Genomic DNA, 19,214 nt, shown 5'->3' on the forward strand with positions numbered 1-19,214 from the left:
GATAAACGCGATTTCAAAATGGATTCGGTAGCCCACGCCATATGAAGCTAAGCCCTAATCAGTATGTTAAGGATCCTATGCGTCAACCAATGATTGGTAAAGGTGAGGCTCGGTTGTCGTTTGCTGCCTTGCGGGTTTGGGTGCTCCTGCTTTTGGGTATGATGCTGGCCATTATTCCGATCGGATGGATGGGGGCACCGCGCGCCCAATCCGATCAGCCGTTTGGAATGACACACTATCCCCGTGTCAATGCGATCACCATCAGTCAGATTGAAGACGCTACGATTGTATCTATCCGCTTGGACCAGTCTCTACCTTATCAATTTTTCGCCTTAGGGGTTCCTTCCCCCCGCTTGGTCATTGATTTGCCTAGGGTGACTTGGGCAATGGGCAATGGCAAGGCTGGTACCTTGTCTGGAACAGGTGGGGTAAAGCAGTTACGTTTTGCTGATAAGTCGCTTAAGGAATCGCGCATAGTCTTGGACTTAAATGGACCGATGCGCATTAGAAAACATGAAATCACGGGCGTTTTTGGCGGCCGGCAGCTTCGCCTTGAATTGGTACCAACCTCCACTGCCACCTTTCTAGCTGCCGCTCCTCAGCCAAGCCCTAAGGCTAAAGTTAAGACCAAAGATAATGCCAAAGATGACGCAAGTGCGCAGGTATTGCCATTGGGTGTTCACTCAGGACCAGCACAGCAAGGGTCAAGCCAGTCTGGGCGCCGGTTTGTGATCGTGATTGATCCAGGCCATGGTGGTAAAGATCCAGGTGCTCTTGGTGTATCAGGAACTTTGCAAGAAAAACAGGTCACGTTAGCCAGTGCACGCATATTAGCTGAGTATCTCAATCGTGACCGTCGCTTTGTGGTGATCTTGACCCGAGATAGCGATGTGTTCTTGACTTTGGAGCGGCGTATAACGATTGCGCGTGATAAACGCGCCGATCTTTTCATTTCGTTACATGCTGATTCTGCTCCAGCAGGCTCACGAGCGGTTGGGGCAACAGTCTATACTTTATCAGAGGCAGGTGGCCAGCGCGCACGACAACTGTTAAATCAGGAAAATTGGTCTATCACGCCCTCGACCCAAATCAAGGATAAATCGGTAACTGAAATCCTACGCGACCTCACCCAGCGCGATACCAAAAACCAATCTGCCATTTTTGGTCAAAATTTAATCCAAGAAATTCAAAAGATTGGTCCTGTGACGGGCACATCCCATCGCCGAGCAGGCTTTTTTGTATTGCTTTCACCACGTGTTCCTGCAGTTTTACTTGAAATGGGCTTTATGTCGCATCCCGAGGATGAAGCCCGCTTAAACAATCTACAGTTTCGCAGCCGTCAGATGGCTGCAACAGCCAAAACCATCAGCGCCTATTTTGACCGTGTTCAAATTATGAGCGGTGCTGGGGGCAAAAACTAACAATAATCACCCCCCTTTTGAGCGTGCTAGCATGCTCAATTACTGGCAAAGAACGTTTAACTTCTTGATCAAGCAGGCCATAGTGGGGCTTGACTAAAGGTGTATAAGTCTACCGCCAATATGTTCCCTCAGGGGCAAACCTGCAAATGGACACCAAGACGATGCGTACCTATTTTAAGACAATCGCTTTGTTTTTCTTGGTGATCATGGCGAGTGGGGTTCTTGGGGCGGTCATTTTGGTCAATATGGCCTTAAAGGGCTTGCCCGATCATCAACGATTAGCCAATTATCAACCCGCTCTTTCGAGTACAATCTATGCCTCCGATGGACGTCAGATCGGGTTGTTCGCGCGACAAAACCGCTCATATGTTCCAATTGAACAAGTCCCTGACCATGTGATTGCTGCTTTTATGGCGGCAGAGGACAAGGACTTTTACACCCATTCAGGGGTCGATTTGATGGGTGTGGCGCGTGCGATTGTGTTTAACGTCAGCAATATAGGTGAAAAAAGGATGCAAGGTGCATCCACCATCACTCAGCAGGTTGCCGAAAACGTGCTCCTGCAAGATGCTGCCCGCGATTCCACATTTGACAAGATATTGGCCAAAATTAGCGAAGGTCTGGTCTCAATCCGCATCGAAGAGGTGCTGAATAAGGATCAGATCATGGAGATTTACGTCAATCAGATCTTTCTTGGTTTTCGCTCCTATGGCGTACAAGCGGCGGCACAAACCTATTTTGGCAAGGATGTCCGCGACTTAACCATTGCTGAGGCAGCCTTTTTGGGTGCTCTACCGAAAGGTCCCAACAATTATAATCCGGTGCGTCATAAAGATCGTGCTGTGTCGCGGCGTAACTGGGTTATTGGGCGAATGGCAGAAAACGGTTTCATCACCGCCCAACAGGCAGCGGCCGCGATTGCAGAACCGCTTAACGTCACCCCCAATCCAAGGGGCAGTTGGACCGATCCTGAAGCAGGTGAGTTTGTCGAAGAAGTCCGCCGTGACATCATTCGCCGGTTTGGCAAGGATGCTCCTTATACGCGCGGCTTTATCATCCGCTCAACCGTTGATCTTGATAAGCAAAGGGCAGCAAGAGAAGCCCTGATCGCCAATTTGAACCGTTTAGACCCGCGCCGCAGCCGCGGCTTTTCAGGCCCTGTCGGAATGATGAGTGTGAAGGGAGAATGGGCCCGCAGGCTTGCCCGCGCAAAATATTCGCGCCCAGACCCCCGTGCTCAATTGGCTTTGGTTCTAGATGATGCGCAATCCTTTGGTTTGGCTAACGGCAGCAAGATTGCAATCCCACAAGCGGATCAAGACTGGGCATCGCGTTCTTCGCGACCATTGTTTGATGGGGCATTGGTATGGTTGGGGCGTCGCGACGACGGGACGCTCCAATTGCAGCGTCATCAAGGAATTCAGGGTGCGTTGGTCTCAGTGGATGTCCATACAGGTTCAGTCATAGCCATGGTTGGCGGGCTTGATGTTGAGGATTCAGGCTTCAATCGGGCTACCCAAGCTAAGCGCCAACCTGGTTCTTCCTTCAAGCCTATCATTTACGCGGCCGCTTTGGAGCAAGGGTTGACGCCAGATACCAAAATATCGGATGAAAAAATTCAAGGTGGCGGCTGGAGTCCAGAAAATTACGACCGCCGCTTTTATGGTACGATGACTTTGCGCCAGGGCCTAGTTATGTCCCGCAATACGGTCACCGTGCGTATCGCCCGCAAGATTGGGATGCGTCGGGTCGCTGACTTTGCTCGCCGCTTTGGAGTCTATGACAATTTGCCTAATGATTTGACCATGGCTTTGGGGGCAGGGGAGACCACGGTTTTACGTCTAACTTCTGCCTTTGCAGTTTTTCCAAATGGTGGGCGCTATATACCTCCTGTTTTTTATGACCGCCTGCAAGATCCGCGTGGGCGCACAGTCTGGCGGTCGGACCGTCGCTCCTGCCCCGCTTGTGAAGGGGCATTGAATGAGGCAGCTGGGCCGCCCCAAATGGACCCATGGGGCGTGCAAGTCGTTTCGCCGAGAACGGCATGGGAAATGACAAGTATTTTGCGTGATGTTGTGCTTCGCGGGACAGGACGTGGTGTTGATTTTGGTCGCCCGATTGCTGGAAAAACTGGAACCACCAGTGATTACAAGGATGCTTGGTTTGTGGGGTTTTCGCCTTCCATCTCAACTGGGGTCTATGTCGGTTATGACCTGCCCCGTACCATTTATGAAGGGGCTTCCGGGGGGCCTGTCGCTGGGCCAATCTTTAAACAATATATGATCGCGGCCCATGAAGGCCGCCCGATTGAAGAATTTACGCTCTCACCGGAAGTGAAGCGCGAAATCGAAGCCGAAGAGCGAATGAATGTCATCGCAGAGTTGCAAACCAATCCAAGTGATTTGCGTCCTAAGCCATCCCAAGAAATTGCGATCAAGCCTGATCCAAATCCCATCACTAAGCCCGTTGAGGCGCCGCCACCTAGCACCATAGTGACCGAAGAACCACCACCTCCTGTTGCTCCTGCGCCCGAACCCAAAGCCGAAACCCGGGGCTGACGTCTATCCTAATCAGGAGAAACGCCCAAAAGCGGGCCCCAGAACCCGATCTCAGTTACCAATCGCCCAGTTACCTATTGATGTGTGGAGAAATGAAATGCGCGCCGAACTTGAAGCGCTCAGTAAAGACATAACCAGATCCGTTACTTTACTGCGGCGTCGGTTAGATTGGGATGTGGCGTTACGCCGTTTGGATGAGCTAGATGCGCTCAGTGAGCGCACCGATTTATGGAATAACCCGCAAGAAGCTCAAGCACTCATGCGCGAGCGCAATCGGATTCAAGCCTCCATTGAGGCCGTTCGGACGCTGGAACGTGATGCTTTAGACCATGTAGAGCTCGCCGAATTGGCCGAAAGCGAAGGGGATGAGGATATGATTGAGGAAGCCCGAAAAGGCCTGCTCGCAACCAAAATCCGCGCCGATCGCGCCGAACTAGAGGCACTCTTATCGGGTGAAGCCGATGGTAACGACGCCTATTTGGAAATCAATGCCGGGGCGGGTGGTACTGAAAGCCAAGATTGGGCAGATATGCTACGCCGTATGTATGTACGTTGGGCGCAGGCGCGTGGCATGAGTGTGGAAGAGATTGAAGAAAGTGTGGGTGAAGAGGCTGGTATCAAATCCTCCACCCTTTTGATCAAAGGCGAAAACGCCTTTGGCTGGCTGAAAACGGAATCGGGCGTGCACCGTCTTGTGCGTATCTCACCTTTTGATAGTGCCGCTAAACGCCATACGAGCTTTTCAAGTGTGTGGGTCTATCCGGTGGTAGACGATACAATTGTCATTGATATCCAAGACAAGGATGTGCGGATCGATACCTATCGTGCGTCAGGATCGGGCGGTCAGCATATCAATAAAACCGATTCTGCTGTTCGCATAACCCATTTACCGACTGGGATTGCGTGCGCCTCCCAGCAAGAGCGCAGCCAGCATAAAAACCGTGACATCGCTTGGAAAATGCTGCGCGCACGCCTGTATGAGCTTGAGTTGCACAAGCGCGAAGCTGCTGCCAATGCGCTTGAGGATCAAAAGACGGATATTGGTTGGGGCCATCAAATCCGATCTTACGTGCTCCAGCCTTATCAATTGGTCAAGGATTTACGCACGGGGGTAGAAACTTCCGATACATCAGGTGTGCTTGATGGCGACCTTGATATGTTTATGGCGGCATCATTGGCCCAGCGTGTCGGGGTGGCATCCGACCCTGATCAAGACTAGCGCGCGATGGTGGGCGTGATCCCGCCCGATTTGCCGATCCATCCGGTATTACCGGACCTATTGGCACAATTGTCCAAGTTAACCAATGTCGTGCTCGTAGCTCCACCAGGTGCCGGGAAAACCACGGCTGTACCCTTGGCTTTGATCGATCAGCCTTGGTGCGCGGGGCAGCGTATATTGGTCCTATCACCCCGCCGATTAGCTGCCCGCGCCGCGGCCAGCCGGATGGCGGCCGTTTTAGGCGAAGCGGTGGGCCAAACGGTGGGTTATCATGTTCGCCTTGATAAAAACATCACCAAACAGACCCGCATTGAAGTCATTACAGAGGGCATGTTAACGCGCAGAATGCAGGATGATCCGGCGTTGGACGGGGTTGCCGCCATTGTGTTTGATGAAGTCCATGAGCGCAATTTGGACGCCGATTTGGGTCTGGCCTTAGCACTCGAAAGTCAGGCCGCCCTGCGCGAGGACCTACGCTTAATCGCCATGTCAGCCACTTTGGATGGCGGTAGGTTTTCAGAGCTGATGGGCGGCGCACCCATCGTGGAGAGTGCGGGAAAGCTCTATCCCATCGATACCTTTTACATTGGCCGCAAAGCGGATATCGCTCTAGAAATTCAGGCTGCTCAGACCGCCCTTTTGGCCCTTAAGCAAGGCGAAGGCGACATATTGGTCTTTTTGCCAGGCCTTGCGGACATCAATCGCGCGCAAGACTTTCTTGCGTCCAAAGATCTGGATTCAAAGTGTCTGGTCGTGCCGTTGCACGGCAGTCTGTCCCCTGCTGAGCAAGATCAGGCCTTAGCTCCGGCCCCAGCTGGCAGACGAAAGATCATCCTATCCACCGCGATTGCGCAGACCAGTTTGACCATTGAAGGGGTGCGCATTGTAGTCGATGGCGGGCTAAGTCGGAGGCCACGCTATGATCCCGAAACTGGCCTGACCCGTTTGGAGAGTGTGCGATGTAGCCGTGCTGCCTGTGATCAGCGGCGCGGCCGGGCGGGGCGTACGGCCCCCGGGCAATGCTATCGGCTGTGGGATGAGGCCCAAATGGGGGCGTTTCCTGCTTTTGACCGTCCAGAAATCTTGGAAGCCGATTTAGCCCCCTTGGTTTTGACTTTGGCTGGCTTTGGCATCACCGATCCCGGTGTTTTATCTTGGCTTGATCTCCCGCCAAGGACTGCTTGGCAAGAAGCGGTGAAGCTTTTGATGGATTTAGAGGCGCTGGAAAATGCGCCAGATCAGCTGCCGCGCCAAACAGCGCATGGGAAACGTCTGTCTGAGTTTGGGCTACCGCCACGTCTTGCCCATATGATCGTCAAGGCTGGCGAGCTGGGCTTTGGTTCTACAGCGGCTTTCGTGGCAGGGCTTTTGAGTGAAAAAGGTCTGGGCGGCAACCAAACCGATATCAGTGCGCGGCTTATCGGTTTCCAGCGTGACAACTCCCCACGTGCCATTAAAGCGCGTGCGCTGGCGCAAAATTGGGCGCGCCAGATTGGTGCGCGTGAGCCCGTAGAACCAGAAAAAGCCGGGCGCGCTTTGGCTTTGGCCTATCCAGAGCGCGTAGCCAAAGCACGTGATCGACAAGGCGGCTTTGTGATGGTCAATGGGCGGGGCGGCGAACTTGACCCCCGTGAGGCTTTAGCTGGGGCGGATTATTTAGCTATTGGCGCGCTGATGGGCCAAGCGGCCCGTGCCCGTATTGGTGAGGCAGCCAGCCTAACCAAAGGCGACATCGAAGGACTGTTTGGCGGTCTAATAGAAACGTGCATTCTCACCCAATTTGATCGACCAAGCGGCACCCTTCGCACCCGCCAACAACGCCGCTTTGGCGCGTTGATTTTGGATGAGGCACCGTGCCAAATATCCCCGCAAGCCTATCAGGCTGGCTTGCTCGATGCGGTTAAGGCCCATGGTTTGTCAATTTTAAGCTGGACTCCCAAAGCTATAGCCTTGCAAGATCGGTTGGAATGGCTTGCCAAGCAGGATCCCCAAGCTTGGCCGCAGCTCACACAAGATGCGCTTATGGCGCAATTGGACGATTGGTTGGCGCCTGCCTTGGTCGGGATCAAAGCTTTGAGTGACCTAGATGTCGGCGACGCATTGGAAGCCTATTTGGGCTGGTCGCAGTTGCAAGCCATAGGCAAAGCCGCCCCCGCCCGGTTTGAAACCCCGCTTCAAACTAACCACTTGATTGATTATGCCGCAGAGCAGGGGCCAACGGTTGCGGTACGCGTGCAAGAATTATTTGGGCTTCGCACCCATCCAATGCTAGCGGACGGAAAGGTGCCTTTGGTATTTCAGCTCTTGTCTCCAGCCCATCGGCCTGTTGCTGTTACTGCCAATTTGCCAGCTTTTTGGACAGGCGGGTGGCAAGATGTGTGCAAGGACATGAAGGCGCGCTACCCCCGTCATGTATGGCCGCAAGACCCCGCAAACGCAAAGCCCACTGCGCGCGCTAAACCACGCTCTTGACCAACGATTTCAAGCAGCGGAGGAAAGCCTATGACCTTACCTACTTTCAAAGATGTGCTTGAAGCCGATGCACGTATTCGCCCACTCGCCCTTGTAACCCCGCTTTTACGCGCGGACGCCTTAGACGATGCCACTGGAGGGCGGATCTTTGTCAAGGCTGAATGCTTGCAGCCGCGCGGTGCCTTCAAGATCAGGGGGGCCGCCAATGCGCTCCTCAAAATCCCACTTTCAGTGCGTGAAAAAGGGGTGGTGGCTTTTTCTTCGGGCAATCATGCCCAAGGCATTGCCCTTGTAGCCAAGCATATAGGCATGGCGGCAACCATTGTTGTCCCATCCGATGCTCCAAAAGGTAAGCTCGATTCCGTGCGCCGCGATGGCGCAACAATTGTGACCTATGACCGCATTTTGGAAAGCCGTGAAGCCATTGGAGCTAAGATCGCAGAGGAAACAGGCGCAACCTTGATCCAGCCTTTTGACCACCCTGATGTGATCTCCGGTCAAGGCACATGTGGGTTAGAGATGATCGATCAAGTGCGCGCCGCTGGCTATGAGTTGGACAGCTTGGTCGTGTGCGCCAGCGGTGGTGGCTTGGCGGCGGGGATTGGCTTGGCGCTGGAAGCGCTGTCACCACAGACTAAACTTATCTGCGCAGAGCCTGTTTCCCATGATGACCTTGCCCGCTCGTTGCACAAGGGCGAGCGCGTCGCCAACGAGCCGGGCACCCACTCGATCCAAGATGCGCTGATGACGCAGATTCCTGGCGAACTGACCTTTCCGATCTTGATGCGCATCGGAGCAACAGGAGTTGCGGTCAGCGATGAAGAAGTGCTCCATGCCATGTCTTTTGCTTTTACACATTTACGCATTGTGCTGGAGCCAGGTGGTGCTGCAGCCTTGGCAGCGGTTCTTGCGGGAAAAGTGGAAAGTCAAGGTCGTGTGATCGCAGTGACTGGCAGTGGCGGTAATGTTGACAAAGAGATTTTCATACGTGCTTTGCAACAAGCCCATTTGCTATGACATTAGGGTGCTGCTTCATCAGGGTGGACATATGTAAATAAGTCACAAAAATTGTCTAATGGTAAGAATTTAAGTCCAAGTATGTTTAGCATGTTAGGGCTTCCTGCCATAATTCGATTGTTTTAGGTTAAAGAAAGATTGTGGGAAATACTTAACATGTGGCTGAGACAAATAGGGATAGAAGCACAGGTGAAACAAAAATTGTCGATGAAGAATATTTGCTCATGGAGTTGGACATGAAAGAGTTTGTGTTCTCAGTAGGATTATGGATTTTCTTTATTGGCATTAGCATGTTCGTTTCACGAACACAGGCCGAAGCCATTGAGACAATGAAATATCATATAATACCTTCTCATCATGAGATAGTTGAAACATATCCTCTGTTCGAAAGCCAAACTCAACAACCACAATCGTGACTTTAAGAATTTAGACCCGTTAGGAAGCCAGCATTGGCCCGTTAGGCTCAAGCCATGCAGCTTTGGCGAGAGAAATAGCATCATAACTGGCCTGAATCCTTGCTCTAATCCGTGGGGGTCCTATAGAAACGACGTGTGCCTCTAGAGTCATGAAAAGGGTTGCACGCACCTCATCAACACTTCCAGTCAATCACGACAGACCCCAGTTGAAAAGGATAATTCATATGTCTGTTGACCTGCAAACGGTGCGTCGTGCTGCGCGATTGGCCCGTATATATGAACCAGAGTCTCGATTGGAAAGCTTAGCTCGAGAGCTCAACGCTATTTTAGGTTGGATTGATCTTTTAGAGGAGGTCGATGTGGAGGGGGTAGAAGCCATGACCAGTGCGGTGGAGCTCACATTGCCTCTACGCGATGATGTGATCAGCGATGGTGGCCAAGCCAAGGCGATTGTCGCCAATGCTCCACAAAGTGCCGATGGTTTTTTTGTCGTACCTAAAGTGGTGGAATAATGACTGAATTAACTGAACTAACGTTATCGGCCGCGCGTGATGGGCTGGTGGCAAAGGCATTTTCCAGCGTCGAGCTGACAGCCGCTTTCAATGATGCGATAGAGGCCGTCAACCCAATTCTCAATGCTTATGTGACAACGACGCCGCAAAAGGCAATGGAGATGGCGGAAGCCTCTGATGCCCGACGCCGTTGTGGTGCTGTGGGACCTTTGGAAGGCCTGCCATTAGGCATTAAGGATCTTTATTGTACCCAAGGTGTTCGCACCACAGCGTGCTCACGTATATTAGGTGAGTTTACCCCTACCTATGAAAGTACGGTGACCGCGAATTTGTGGCGCGATGGCGCGGTCCTGTTGGGCAAGCTCAATATGGATGAGTTTGCCATGGGCTCCTCCAACGAAACCAGTCGCTTTGGACCAGTTATCAATCCTTGGAAGCGCCAAGAGAGTGGCAATGTGGCTTTAACACCAGGCGGTTCATCGGGTGGCTCTGCGGCGGCTGTCGCGGCTGATTTGTGCTTGGCGGCAACCGCTTCTGATACAGGCGGCTCCATCCGCCAGCCAGCAGCATTTACTGGGACTGTTGGCTTAAAACCGACTTATGGTCGCGCAAGCCGCTATGGTATGATCGCATTTGCAAGTTCTATGGATCAAGCGGGCCCTATCGCTAAAACTGTTGAAGATAGCGCGATTTTGTTGGGTTCTATGTGTGGGCATGACCCAAGGGATTCAACCAGCCTCTCTCTAGAGGTACCTGATTTCGCGGCTGCGGTGAAGCGCGGGGTTAAGGGGCTTAAGATCGGTGTGCCTAAGGAGTACCGCGTAGATGGCATGCCTGATGAGATTGAAAAGTTGTGGCACCAAGGCATGACTTGGCTCCAGGATTTAGGCGCAACCATTGTCGATGTGTCCTTGCCCCACACCAAATATGCTTTGCCTTGCTATTATATCGTGGCACCTGCCGAAGCCTCGTCCAATCTTGCGCGCTATGACGGGATGCGGTTTGGCACACGGGCCGCTGGCGATACCTTGACCGAAGTCTATGAGCAAAGCCGCGCGCAAGGCTTTGGCAATGAAGTTAAGCGGCGTATCTTGATTGGCACCTATGTGCTCTCAGCTGGCTATTATGATGCCTATTATCTGCGCGCTCAAAGGGTGCGAACCAAGATTGCAGATGATTTTAAGCAAGCCTGGCAGGTCTGTGACGCGCTTCTGACCCCGACCGCACCTTTCGCCGCCTTTGGCATTGGCGAAAAAAGCGCTGATCCGATCCAGATGTACCTCAATGACGTGTTTACGGTGACCGCAAATCTTGCTGGATTACCGGCGATTTCACTGCCTGCTTCACTTGATGCGCATGGCCTACCCTTGGGCCTGCAAGTTATTGGTAGAGCCTTAGATGAGGAGACCATATTGGCAGTGGGCGGGGCGCTGGAAGCCCAAGCAGGCTTTAACGCCAAGCCTAAAAAATGGTGGTAATTCCTGATAAGCGCCTCCTGCCTTGATATGGATTGGAGTTTAGTTTAGGGGGCACAGATGCAAACCGATTATCTGATTGTGGGTGCAGGGGCGGTCGGTCTTGCATTCGCCGATACGTTGTTGGAGCAATCCGACGCCCACATAACAATAGTAGATCGTCACGGCAAACCAGGTGGTCATTGGAACGATGCCTATAGTTTTGTGACCTTGCATCAACCTTCTGCTTTTTATGGGGTGAATTCCATACCCCTGGGCCAAGACCGCATTGACCAAACTGGGGTTAATCAGGGCCTATACGAACTTGCTTCAGGCCCTGAAGTAAGTGGCTATTTCGAGAAAGTGATGAACCAGCGCCTGTTGGCAAGCGGGCGTGTTAACTATTTCCCGATGGCAAATTATTTGGGTGAAGGGCGTTTTGTATCTCTGCTGTCGGGCAAAGAAACCCAGCTTTTGATCAAGAAGAAAACCGTTGATGCCACCTTTTTTGGTACGACGGTGCCGTCCACGCACAAGCCGCAGTTTGTTGTTGAACCAGGCGTGGACTTTGTGCCTCTCAATGAGCTACCTCATTTGTGGAAGCGCAGTCAAACCATGCCCAAGCATTTTGTAATCGTTGGTGCTGGCAAGACCGGGATGGACGCAGCATGCTGGCTTTTGGCGTCAGGCGCTGACCCAGAGGCAATCAGTTGGATCATGCCGCGCGATTCTTGGCTGCTCAATCGCCGTAAAACCCAACCAGGTATCGACTTCTTTGACGAAACCATCGGCGGTCAAGCCGATATGATGGAAGCTTGTGCATTGGCGCATGATGTTGACGATTTGTTTGACCGTTTGGAAGCATGTGGTGTTATGCTGCGGATTGATCCAAACGTGCGCCCAAGTGTCCATCGCTATGCCACTGTCTCAACCGGTGAAGTCGCACAATTGGCCAAGATCAAGCATGTGATCCGTAAGGGCCGTGTCACCACCATAAGCCCGTCTTTGGTGGTGCTAGAAGGCGGGCAGGAGAGTTTTGGTGAAAACACCCTCTTCATCGATTGTTCGGCCAGTGCAGTGGAGGATCGCCCTACGGTGCCTGTGTTCCAAGGTCATTTGATCGTGCCACAAATGATACGCATTCCTCAGCCCACCTTTAGCGCGGCACTGACGGCCTATGTTGAGGTAAATTATGGCGATGATACTACAAAAAATGGCCTATGTGGATCGGTTCCCTTGCCCCGGACGTTAGATGCTTATCCTCGTGCGGTACTTGGCAATATGATGAACCAATTTGCGTGGAATCAAGATCCCAAATTACGCGAATGGATACGCCAATCTCGACTGGATGGCTTTGGCAAACTCATCGCCGCAATAGACCCAGATGACGCTCATCGAACAACAGTGTTGAAGAAGTTTCGCAAGTTCGCCATGCCAGCTGCCGCTAATCTATCCAAAATGATCCCGCCATCTTAACGCGTGACCAAGCCTACTTTGTACAAGATGAAGAGATAAGAGGTGGCGATTTGGAAAACTGTGTAACTTAACTAGCCAAACCAAGGGCTTGGTAAAAAGTAATGCTCATTGGATATAAGTTTGCACCTAGGGCAAGGGTGATGCGTCTACTAGGAAACCTACAACCTGAGCACGATCTGGCATATTCCCATAATCAGGGTTGATGCAGGTTGGATCCTTAGTCTTTTTGGGCGAATATGTCATTGTATATACCAGCTGCTGTCATTGGTTTGTGAGACTATTGTGTTGCCTGAGTAGCTATCAAGCAACGCCTCTTTGAGGGGCGTAGCATTGGTCGGTTTTTTGCGATAGCGTAAAAGGCTTTCTTGATCGCATTGTTTAGGAATGCGCCAAGACAGAGCAAAAATTTGATTTTACATAACTTTATGTATCCGTGAACCGTCCAAAGTGATCATGATCGAAGGCTCAATCTGATATAGATTTCTCTCAGGATTGGCATGATCGGCTAATATAGGAGATCGCTGAAATAAGAATTGACGCTGTACAATTGCCTCACATTGCGCCCGCCAATCAATCAATGTCGTGACGCGACCTAATAGAATCCACTTTGAATTTCAGCTGCAGAGGGAAGGCTTTGATGTTTGTCAATCCTTTTAGGTAAAGTTTGAGCCCCCAGATCATGCTTTGCCACCGATTACCCCTAGATATTGGTCATTTAATGAAAATAGATGCAAGTAACACATTTAGACATTCGGCTTGAACCAAGTTAAGTCGCCCTCTAAGTTGTCATGTTTTTTGGCAGTCAATCGGGATAAATGTTTGCCACATTGGTTTAGTCTTAAGCAATCTGATCACATAATGGGGTGTAACTGTCACCGGCCACATATTTTAATTGGGGCAAATATTAAATTGGGTTGGTAGAGGAAGTGCAAGCTAGGGAGCTAAATCGATGAAATTATATGGAAGGGACTTAAGTCCTTTTGTGCAACGGGTCAAAATGCAAATTGCGGCCAAGGGCTTAGCGGTAGAGTATTTGCCACCCCCAGGTGGCGGCATGAAAAGTGAAGAGTTTTTGGCGATCAATCCGATCGGTAAGATTCCCTGCTTGATCACCGAGGCTGGTTCGTCCTTGCCAGAGTCAGAAGTCATTCTCGAATTTCTTGAAGATGCCTATCCAAAGCCCGCTTTGCGTCCGCGCAAGCCTGAAGAACGTGCGCAGGTGCGCCTGATTTCGCGCATCAATGACATTTATTTAGGCCCCGCTATGGGTAAAGTATTCGCCCTTTTGGGGCCGGGGAAAAGCCCTGAAGCGATTGCCGCTGTACTTCATGACGTCAATGTGGCTCTGGGCCATTTAGACCATGTGATGTCAGGCAAGAAGCACGCAGCTAGCAACAAATTCACCTTGGCCGATTGCGCCATCACGCCCAGCCTGTTCTTTGTGGTTCGCCTTTTGCCGAATCTGGGCGTTAAAGCACCACTCAAACCTTTTAAGAAATTAGCCAAATACTGGAAAAGCCGCGAAAAAGATGCCGTAAGCGTCACTGCCCTTTCAGAGATGAGCGCGGCGATGAAAGATCGGTTTGGCATGTAAATTTTGGCTTTTGGCTTAAGGTACATCCGGCTTGATTGGTGCTGGGCGAGTATTGAGTGAATCCATAGCATCCACTCTGGTTTTGACGTCGCCTGCTAAGGCTGCATAGAACAAATTATAGCCAGTGATCTTATAGAATGTTCCTAACTCAAACCGTGGTTTTGTAAGAGCAGCAGGGCGGTTGACCTCAACCCACAACAGATTTCTGCGACAAATTGCTCCAGTTTCTGCGGGCAATAAGGCGGGCTCCGTGCCCCGTTCTAATCCACTAGCAGCTGCAGAACCGCGATTGCTAATGGCAGGGGCATTGGGTCGGTTAATCGACCCCGTTAAAGGGTTGACACAAGCAATTGCCTGCCCGTTTAAGGCCCGATAGCCGGTTTCAGGTGTCCAGATTGTTGACCTTTGCTTGATAATCTTCTCGCCCCAATCATCCCCCCCATCCAACTCGATGAAGGCTAGCATACATCGGGTTTGTTGAGCATTTTGACATGGTTTTGGAAAACTCGTTTGGGCAGCACTGCCTTGATAAAGTGATGTAGGTACGGCTTGATCAATAAAATAGGTCGCGGCCAATTTCGGGCCCAAATCTCCTTTTTCCAAGAGGAGACGCAATAAATGCAGGCCGCCTTGACCAATACCAACCAAAACAAACGGTCGGGCGGGATTACGGGCCTGGCGGAAGGTGTCAAAGGCACGCGCCACATCCTGATAGGCAAGATCCAGTGCTTCATGGCTATCGTCACGCTGGGACAGAAGTGCGAACAATACCGCTTGGCGATAGCGTGGGACCCATAAAGGCCCCGCCGATGCGAAGGGCTCACCATGATTGGGTAAACCAATTGTTTCCAAACGTGTGCGTGAGCTTGTGTCGGAAATATCCATGTTCCAGCCGGTATTACCTGACCATGCGGTCGTGGGATGGATCAAAAAAACATCGGCTTTTCCAAAATTGGCTGGGCGCAGTGCAGTTTGCCGGGGCATGGTACGGGTTTCTTGTGGACGAGATGCCCAAGCGGCCGCATCACTATAATCGGGGGGTGGTGGTGGCTCATCCACCTGAAAAGGCACTGCAGGCTCGATCAGTTCACGAAACAAATTGTCGCGCATGAAATATGCTGTCAGCGAAACCAAAGTTAGAAGGCCAAGGATCCCAGACACAAATATTCGCCACCAATGGTGTTTCATGGGGTTTGTCCAAAGCAGGCTGGTTTAAAGACTTGAATGCACATCGCCCATGGTCATCGCTTAAGCCAAGTGTTCCAATTAATGGTTGCGTGTCGCCAAGACATATAAATTCCTAAGCTATCGTCCATCTTCCCGGGTGATCTGGGTGGCATAACAATGCTGTATACACCAAAAAAACAAATGGCTTTATCAAGCCAATGCTTTCATCTTTCATGCCAGCTTAGGGGCCTTACAAACCCTGATAAGTGCATTCTTATAGCCATACCTAGTTCTCAAGTGCTTGTGAACCCGAAGCAAACACTATGTCTACCCACAGCGTCACTAACATGGAGCAAGATCGATAAAGACCGAGCAAGCCACCATAGAATTTAGATCAAATAGGATTAACATGGCAGAGGCCTATAAGATTGACACTCTATCCTAAATTGGCCAAAAACCTTCAAATCATCTAGGATTTGGTTCATGTAGTTGCATTTTCTAGTTTGACGCGTCCAGTTCGCTCCAATTTGCCCCAGCCCGTCCATAGACCGGTAATTGCTGAAAAAAACGCCTTAATGACAACAGAATACATGATTTGCCGATAGACAATGCGTTGTATCACCAACAAAAATACAGGGTAATTTTTGGCCTGCTTTTCTAGGCGATAAGCAATGAAACCACACCCGATATCAACCATCAAGAAGCCAACCCAATAAAAAGACATTAAAATCAAATCGGTTTGGGTAGCAGCTATTCCATGTTGATGGACTTTATTCATTGTACCTATCAAACTGAGAACCAACATTAAATCAATGAGCGGTGATATCAGGGAAAAGATGATCTGAAACAGCCAAGCTTGGGGAAGACCAATTAAGGCCAAGCCCTTTGGCTTCATGTCCTTAAAGATAGATCGATGCTTCCAAAGGCATTGCAAAGTACCAAACGCCCAGCGAAATCGTTGTTTCTCCAACGCCTTGAAGCTTTCAGGTGCTTCAGTCCAAGCATAAGCATCATCATCGTAAATCACTTTCCAGCCCTTTCGTTGGATAGCGATCGTTAGATCTTGGTCTTCAGCTATGGTGTCCTCGGGATAATGATTTACACTTGTCAATGCAGCTTTACGCCAAGCCCCCACCGCACCGGGAACAACAGTAATTGCATCAAATCCAGCTAATGCTCGACGTTCCAGGTTCTGGGCAGTGACATACTCAATCGCTTGCCATTTGGTCACGAGATTATTGGCGTTTCCAACCATTGCATTGCCCGCTACGGCACCGATACTTTCATCTTCAAACCAGCGAACCAGTTTGGCAATCGTTGACTTCTCAAACTGTGTGTCTGCATCCAGGGCGACAATAACTTTCCCATTTGCACATTTGAGCGCCTTATTCAATGCACTCGCTTTTCCTCCATTTTCAAAATCGAGCAGGGTGATTTTGGGTTCATGGGCGAATTTGTCTCTGACGATTTGAGACGTTCGATCGGTTGAGCCATCGTTGGCAATGATTATTTCAATATTCGCATTCTCACTTTGCAAAACTCGTTCAATTGATGAGGCAATTACTTTCTCTTCGTTATAGGCTGGAATAATTACGCTTACAAACAAATCTGGATTAATGTTTGGGGGAATAAGATCGCGAGATTTTATTTTTTGTCGGATCGCTAAAATTGTGAGAGCTAAAGCCCGCACGATGCCTAGCATGATCGCGATGATAAACAGTATTTTAAGGCTAAATTTAACAGAAGCTACTAGTAAAAAAACACCAATATCTTCTCTTACAGAGGCTAAATCTTCTCCTTTTACTTTTGGCATGATCTCGTGGGTTGGTCTGCCCATTAATTGGGACACTGTGACAAATCGATAGCCTTTAGCGCGAAGGGCTTCAATGATCAGCGGTAGGGCTTTTACGGTTTGCTCTCGATCTCCGCCACTATCGTGCAATAAAATGATCTGCCCGCTTCTGTCTGCGTTGGCTGACATAACTTGATGGAGCGTGGAGTGAACAATAAACTCCACACCTGGCTTGAGCCAATCCCCAGGATCGACATGCAACCCAACATTTGTGTAACCAAGATTTTGAGCATTTAGGGCTGGAATTAACTCATTTGGTGTGGTTGGTTCAGCATCGCCAAAATATGGAGCTCGAAATAAATTCATCGCTCGCCCTGTATAGGCTTCGACTAATCTTTCAGTGAGGTTTAATTCTATTTTTGTTCCTTCTTCTGTCACATTTGCAAGGTTTGGATGGGTGTAAGAATGGTTTCCAATTTCGTGGCCTTCTTCGATGATGCGATTGAGAATGGGAGCGTGAAGAAGCGCATTTTCGCCAATGACAAAAAATGTGGCCTGGGCTTTTTCCTTTTTTAGAATGTCTAGAATTTTAGGAGTCCAGACCCCATCTGGACCGTCATCGAAGGTTAGAGCTAATAAATGATCCCCCCCCATTTTCCGATTGATAACATAAGGTGTTGGGAGTGATTGAAAGGTTTCATTCACGATCAAGCCATCTTTATTGTATTGAACTTGTCTTCGACCGAGTTTGGGTACTTCGCTTATGCGGAATACCTCACCATTACCTTCTACTTCAACATTACTGACTGATTGCAGCGTTGATAGGTCTGGCCGATTGTTTGTGCCTATCGTTTTCATCACATTCCAAATGGATGGATCTTCTGACCCAAGTCGCCAAAGAGCGATGCCCGAAACTCCCGCTGTTTCAGCGGCTTTAACTTGATTATAAAAGCTACTGGCATCTAACAGCCAGACTTGATGAGGCACTCCTGCCTCTTCATAGTTAAAGCTTGAATTGCCGATTTCAGGGTCAAATTGTATCGCTGCAGCATTATCATGTGCGTTAAGCCAAGCTTCTTCGATTGTGTTGGCTTGCGCCTCTGTTTTCCTATGTCCATCATGGGCCCAATCATAGGCATAATTTCCAATAGCCACGATCGTTTTGTCAGAACCAATGGCCTTGATGGCTTTGTTTAAGCCCTGTACGAACCAGCTTTGTGAAGCTATTGGTCCGGCTGGGCCACCAACCCAATGTTGATCATAATCCATAAGAATGATTTTGTCACAAATTCTGGAATATGATTTTAAATCCCATTGATCGTCTGCCACAGGCACAGTAATCGCGAGCAAAAGCTGATTGATGATCAATTCTTTTTTTGCTTCTTTTAAAAAAATTGGATAAATTTGGTGTAGCTCTTTTGGGAAATCTTCGAAGTCAAATACAATACCAGAAAAATGATGTTGAACCGCGTAATTTTTGATTTCGATTATAAATTTTTTTCGAAATACCGGATCTTTAAAAATCTTAGATAGTGTTACTATGTCCCATTTTTCATGACTCAAGTTTTGTATCATCAAAAGTCTTTTAGGGGGGTGTGTGGTGCTGGCAATCAAAGCATTCAGTTTCATGTCTGGTATAATGGATAATCTTGGTGCTTGATCCGATAATTGACCTTGCGCCGAAATCAGCCAGTCCAGATTGTCGATATTTTTAACAAGTGATGCGAAGGAGACGTCATCTTGTGGAATATAAAATCCAATTTTTGTTGGATTAGCTTGTCTTTTGGCATGCGATGGCTTTGGAAGCCAGTTGGTGTAGTTAATTAACTTCTGATGCAAATGATTGATGTGCTGCGTGATGGTTAGTGGATATGGCCTTTCGAAACTGAGTTGCATCTCATTTGGGATAGGGACCACGATCAAAGTCCAAATGAACATAGCAAAAAGGATCAAGATAACCAACAGTCCACCCAGCAAGCCCGACACAGTTAATTTTAACCTTTTGCCACTTGCATCGTAGAAAATTGGCTTGCTCATTTCTAAATCACCTCATCATTTTTCCTTGTGATCTTGATCTAGGGCTAAATTATGTTTCATGCATGTCCTATCAATTGGC

At 49.8% G+C, this 19,214-nt stretch carries 12 protein-coding genes; 10 read left to right on the plus strand and 2 right to left on the minus strand.

Translation table 11 applies throughout. The features are described 5' to 3' along the window. The first annotated feature begins 77 nt into the window (after window positions 1-77). The 10 genes from PsB1_RS10255 to PsB1_RS10300 all read left to right on the plus strand — a co-directional run bounded on the left by PsB1_RS10255 (window position 78) and on the right by PsB1_RS10300 (window position 14,139). Window positions 78-1,421: an N-acetylmuramoyl-L-alanine amidase gene (locus PsB1_RS10255; protein WP_284361102.1), complete on the plus strand. Its 1,344-nt coding sequence runs from the start codon at window positions 78-80 to the stop codon at window positions 1,419-1,421. A gap of 161 nt (window positions 1,422-1,582) precedes the next feature. Further along, on the plus strand, window positions 1,583-3,979 hold the full coding sequence (locus PsB1_RS10260; protein WP_284361105.1) for a penicillin-binding protein 1A: 2,397 nt from the start codon (window positions 1,583-1,585) through the stop codon (window positions 3,977-3,979). 97 nt (window positions 3,980-4,076) lie between these two features. Beyond that, on the plus strand, window positions 4,077-5,198 hold the full coding sequence (prfB, locus tag PsB1_RS10265) for a peptide chain release factor 2 (protein ID WP_284361108.1): 1,122 nt from the start codon (window positions 4,077-4,079) through the stop codon (window positions 5,196-5,198). Between the two features lie 6 nt (window positions 5,199-5,204). Next, the gene (hrpB, locus tag PsB1_RS10270; RefSeq protein ID WP_284361111.1) at window positions 5,205-7,670 is read left to right on the plus strand and encodes an ATP-dependent helicase HrpB; all 2,466 of its coding nucleotides are present in this window, start codon (window positions 5,205-5,207) and stop codon (window positions 7,668-7,670) included. Between the two features lie 30 nt (window positions 7,671-7,700). Continuing rightward, on the plus strand, window positions 7,701-8,687 hold the full coding sequence (locus PsB1_RS10275; protein WP_284361113.1) for a threonine ammonia-lyase: 987 nt from the start codon (window positions 7,701-7,703) through the stop codon (window positions 8,685-8,687). Window positions 8,688-8,845: 158 nt separating this feature from the next. Next, the gene (locus tag PsB1_RS10280; RefSeq protein ID WP_284361116.1) at window positions 8,846-9,103 is read left to right on the plus strand and encodes a hypothetical protein; all 258 of its coding nucleotides are present in this window, start codon (window positions 8,846-8,848) and stop codon (window positions 9,101-9,103) included. A 224-nt stretch (window positions 9,104-9,327) separates the two neighbouring features. Further along, window positions 9,328-9,615: an Asp-tRNA(Asn)/Glu-tRNA(Gln) amidotransferase subunit GatC gene (gene gatC / locus PsB1_RS10285; RefSeq protein ID WP_284361119.1), complete on the plus strand. Its 288-nt coding sequence runs from the start codon at window positions 9,328-9,330 to the stop codon at window positions 9,613-9,615. Next, window positions 9,615-11,093, plus strand: a complete 1,479-nt coding sequence (gene gatA, locus PsB1_RS10290) for an Asp-tRNA(Asn)/Glu-tRNA(Gln) amidotransferase subunit GatA (protein WP_284361123.1) — start codon at window positions 9,615-9,617, stop codon at window positions 11,091-11,093. Before gatC ends, gatA begins: the two co-directional genes overlap by 1 nt. Window positions 11,094-11,150: 57 nt before the next feature. Next, complete coding sequence (locus PsB1_RS10295; protein ID WP_284361125.1) at window positions 11,151-12,545, plus strand: NAD(P)-binding protein; 1,395 nt, start codon at window positions 11,151-11,153, stop codon at window positions 12,543-12,545. Window positions 12,546-13,494: 949 nt separating this feature from the next. After that, complete coding sequence (locus PsB1_RS10300) at window positions 13,495-14,139, plus strand: glutathione S-transferase family protein (RefSeq protein WP_284361127.1); 645 nt, start codon at window positions 13,495-13,497, stop codon at window positions 14,137-14,139. A 15-nt stretch (window positions 14,140-14,154) separates the two neighbouring features. Here PsB1_RS10300 and PsB1_RS10305 read toward each other — a convergent pair whose 3' ends face one another. After that, window positions 14,155-15,327, minus strand: coding sequence for a DUF3089 domain-containing protein (locus PsB1_RS10305; RefSeq protein WP_284361129.1), 1,173 nt, complete (start codon window positions 15,325-15,327; stop codon window positions 14,155-14,157). Between the two features lie 460 nt (window positions 15,328-15,787). Next, entirely contained in the window at window positions 15,788-19,135 is a 3,348-nt protein-coding gene (locus PsB1_RS10310; RefSeq protein ID WP_284361139.1) for a trifunctional glycoside hydrolase family 18/polysaccharide deacetylase/glycosyltransferase family 2 protein, read from the minus strand. Window positions 19,136-19,214: the final 79 nt, after the last annotated feature.

Source organism: Candidatus Phycosocius spiralis, from assembly GCF_030158815.1.
GTDB classification, from domain to species: Bacteria; Pseudomonadota; Alphaproteobacteria; order Caulobacterales; family Aquidulcibacteraceae; genus Aquidulcibacter; species Aquidulcibacter spiralis.

Bases quoted from the DNA above. Each gene is read 5' to 3' on its own strand.
- gatC (WP_284361119.1), top strand. From the start codon at position 9,328: ATGTCTGTTGACCTGCAAACGGTGCGTCGTGCTGCGCGATTGGCCCGT.
- gatA (WP_284361123.1), top strand. From the start codon at position 9,615: ATGACTGAATTAACTGAACTAACGTTATCGGCCGCGCGTGATGGGCTG.
- PsB1_RS10260 (WP_284361105.1), top strand. From the start codon at position 1,583: ATGCGTACCTATTTTAAGACAATCGCTTTGTTTTTCTTGGTGATCATG.
- PsB1_RS10310 (WP_284361139.1), bottom strand. From the start codon at position 19,135: ATGAGCAAGCCAATTTTCTACGATGCAAGTGGCAAAAGGTTAAAATTA.
- PsB1_RS10295 (WP_284361125.1), top strand. From the start codon at position 11,151: ATGCAAACCGATTATCTGATTGTGGGTGCAGGGGCGGTCGGTCTTGCA.
- PsB1_RS10275 (WP_284361113.1), top strand. From the start codon at position 7,701: ATGACCTTACCTACTTTCAAAGATGTGCTTGAAGCCGATGCACGTATT.
- prfB (WP_284361108.1), top strand. From the start codon at position 4,077: ATGCGCGCCGAACTTGAAGCGCTCAGTAAAGACATAACCAGATCCGTT.
- PsB1_RS10300 (WP_284361127.1), top strand. From the start codon at position 13,495: ATGAAATTATATGGAAGGGACTTAAGTCCTTTTGTGCAACGGGTCAAA.
- hrpB (WP_284361111.1), top strand. From the start codon at position 5,205: ATGGTGGGCGTGATCCCGCCCGATTTGCCGATCCATCCGGTATTACCG.
- PsB1_RS10305 (WP_284361129.1), bottom strand. From the start codon at position 15,327: ATGAAACACCATTGGTGGCGAATATTTGTGTCTGGGATCCTTGGCCTT.
- PsB1_RS10255 (WP_284361102.1), top strand. From the start codon at position 78: ATGCGTCAACCAATGATTGGTAAAGGTGAGGCTCGGTTGTCGTTTGCT.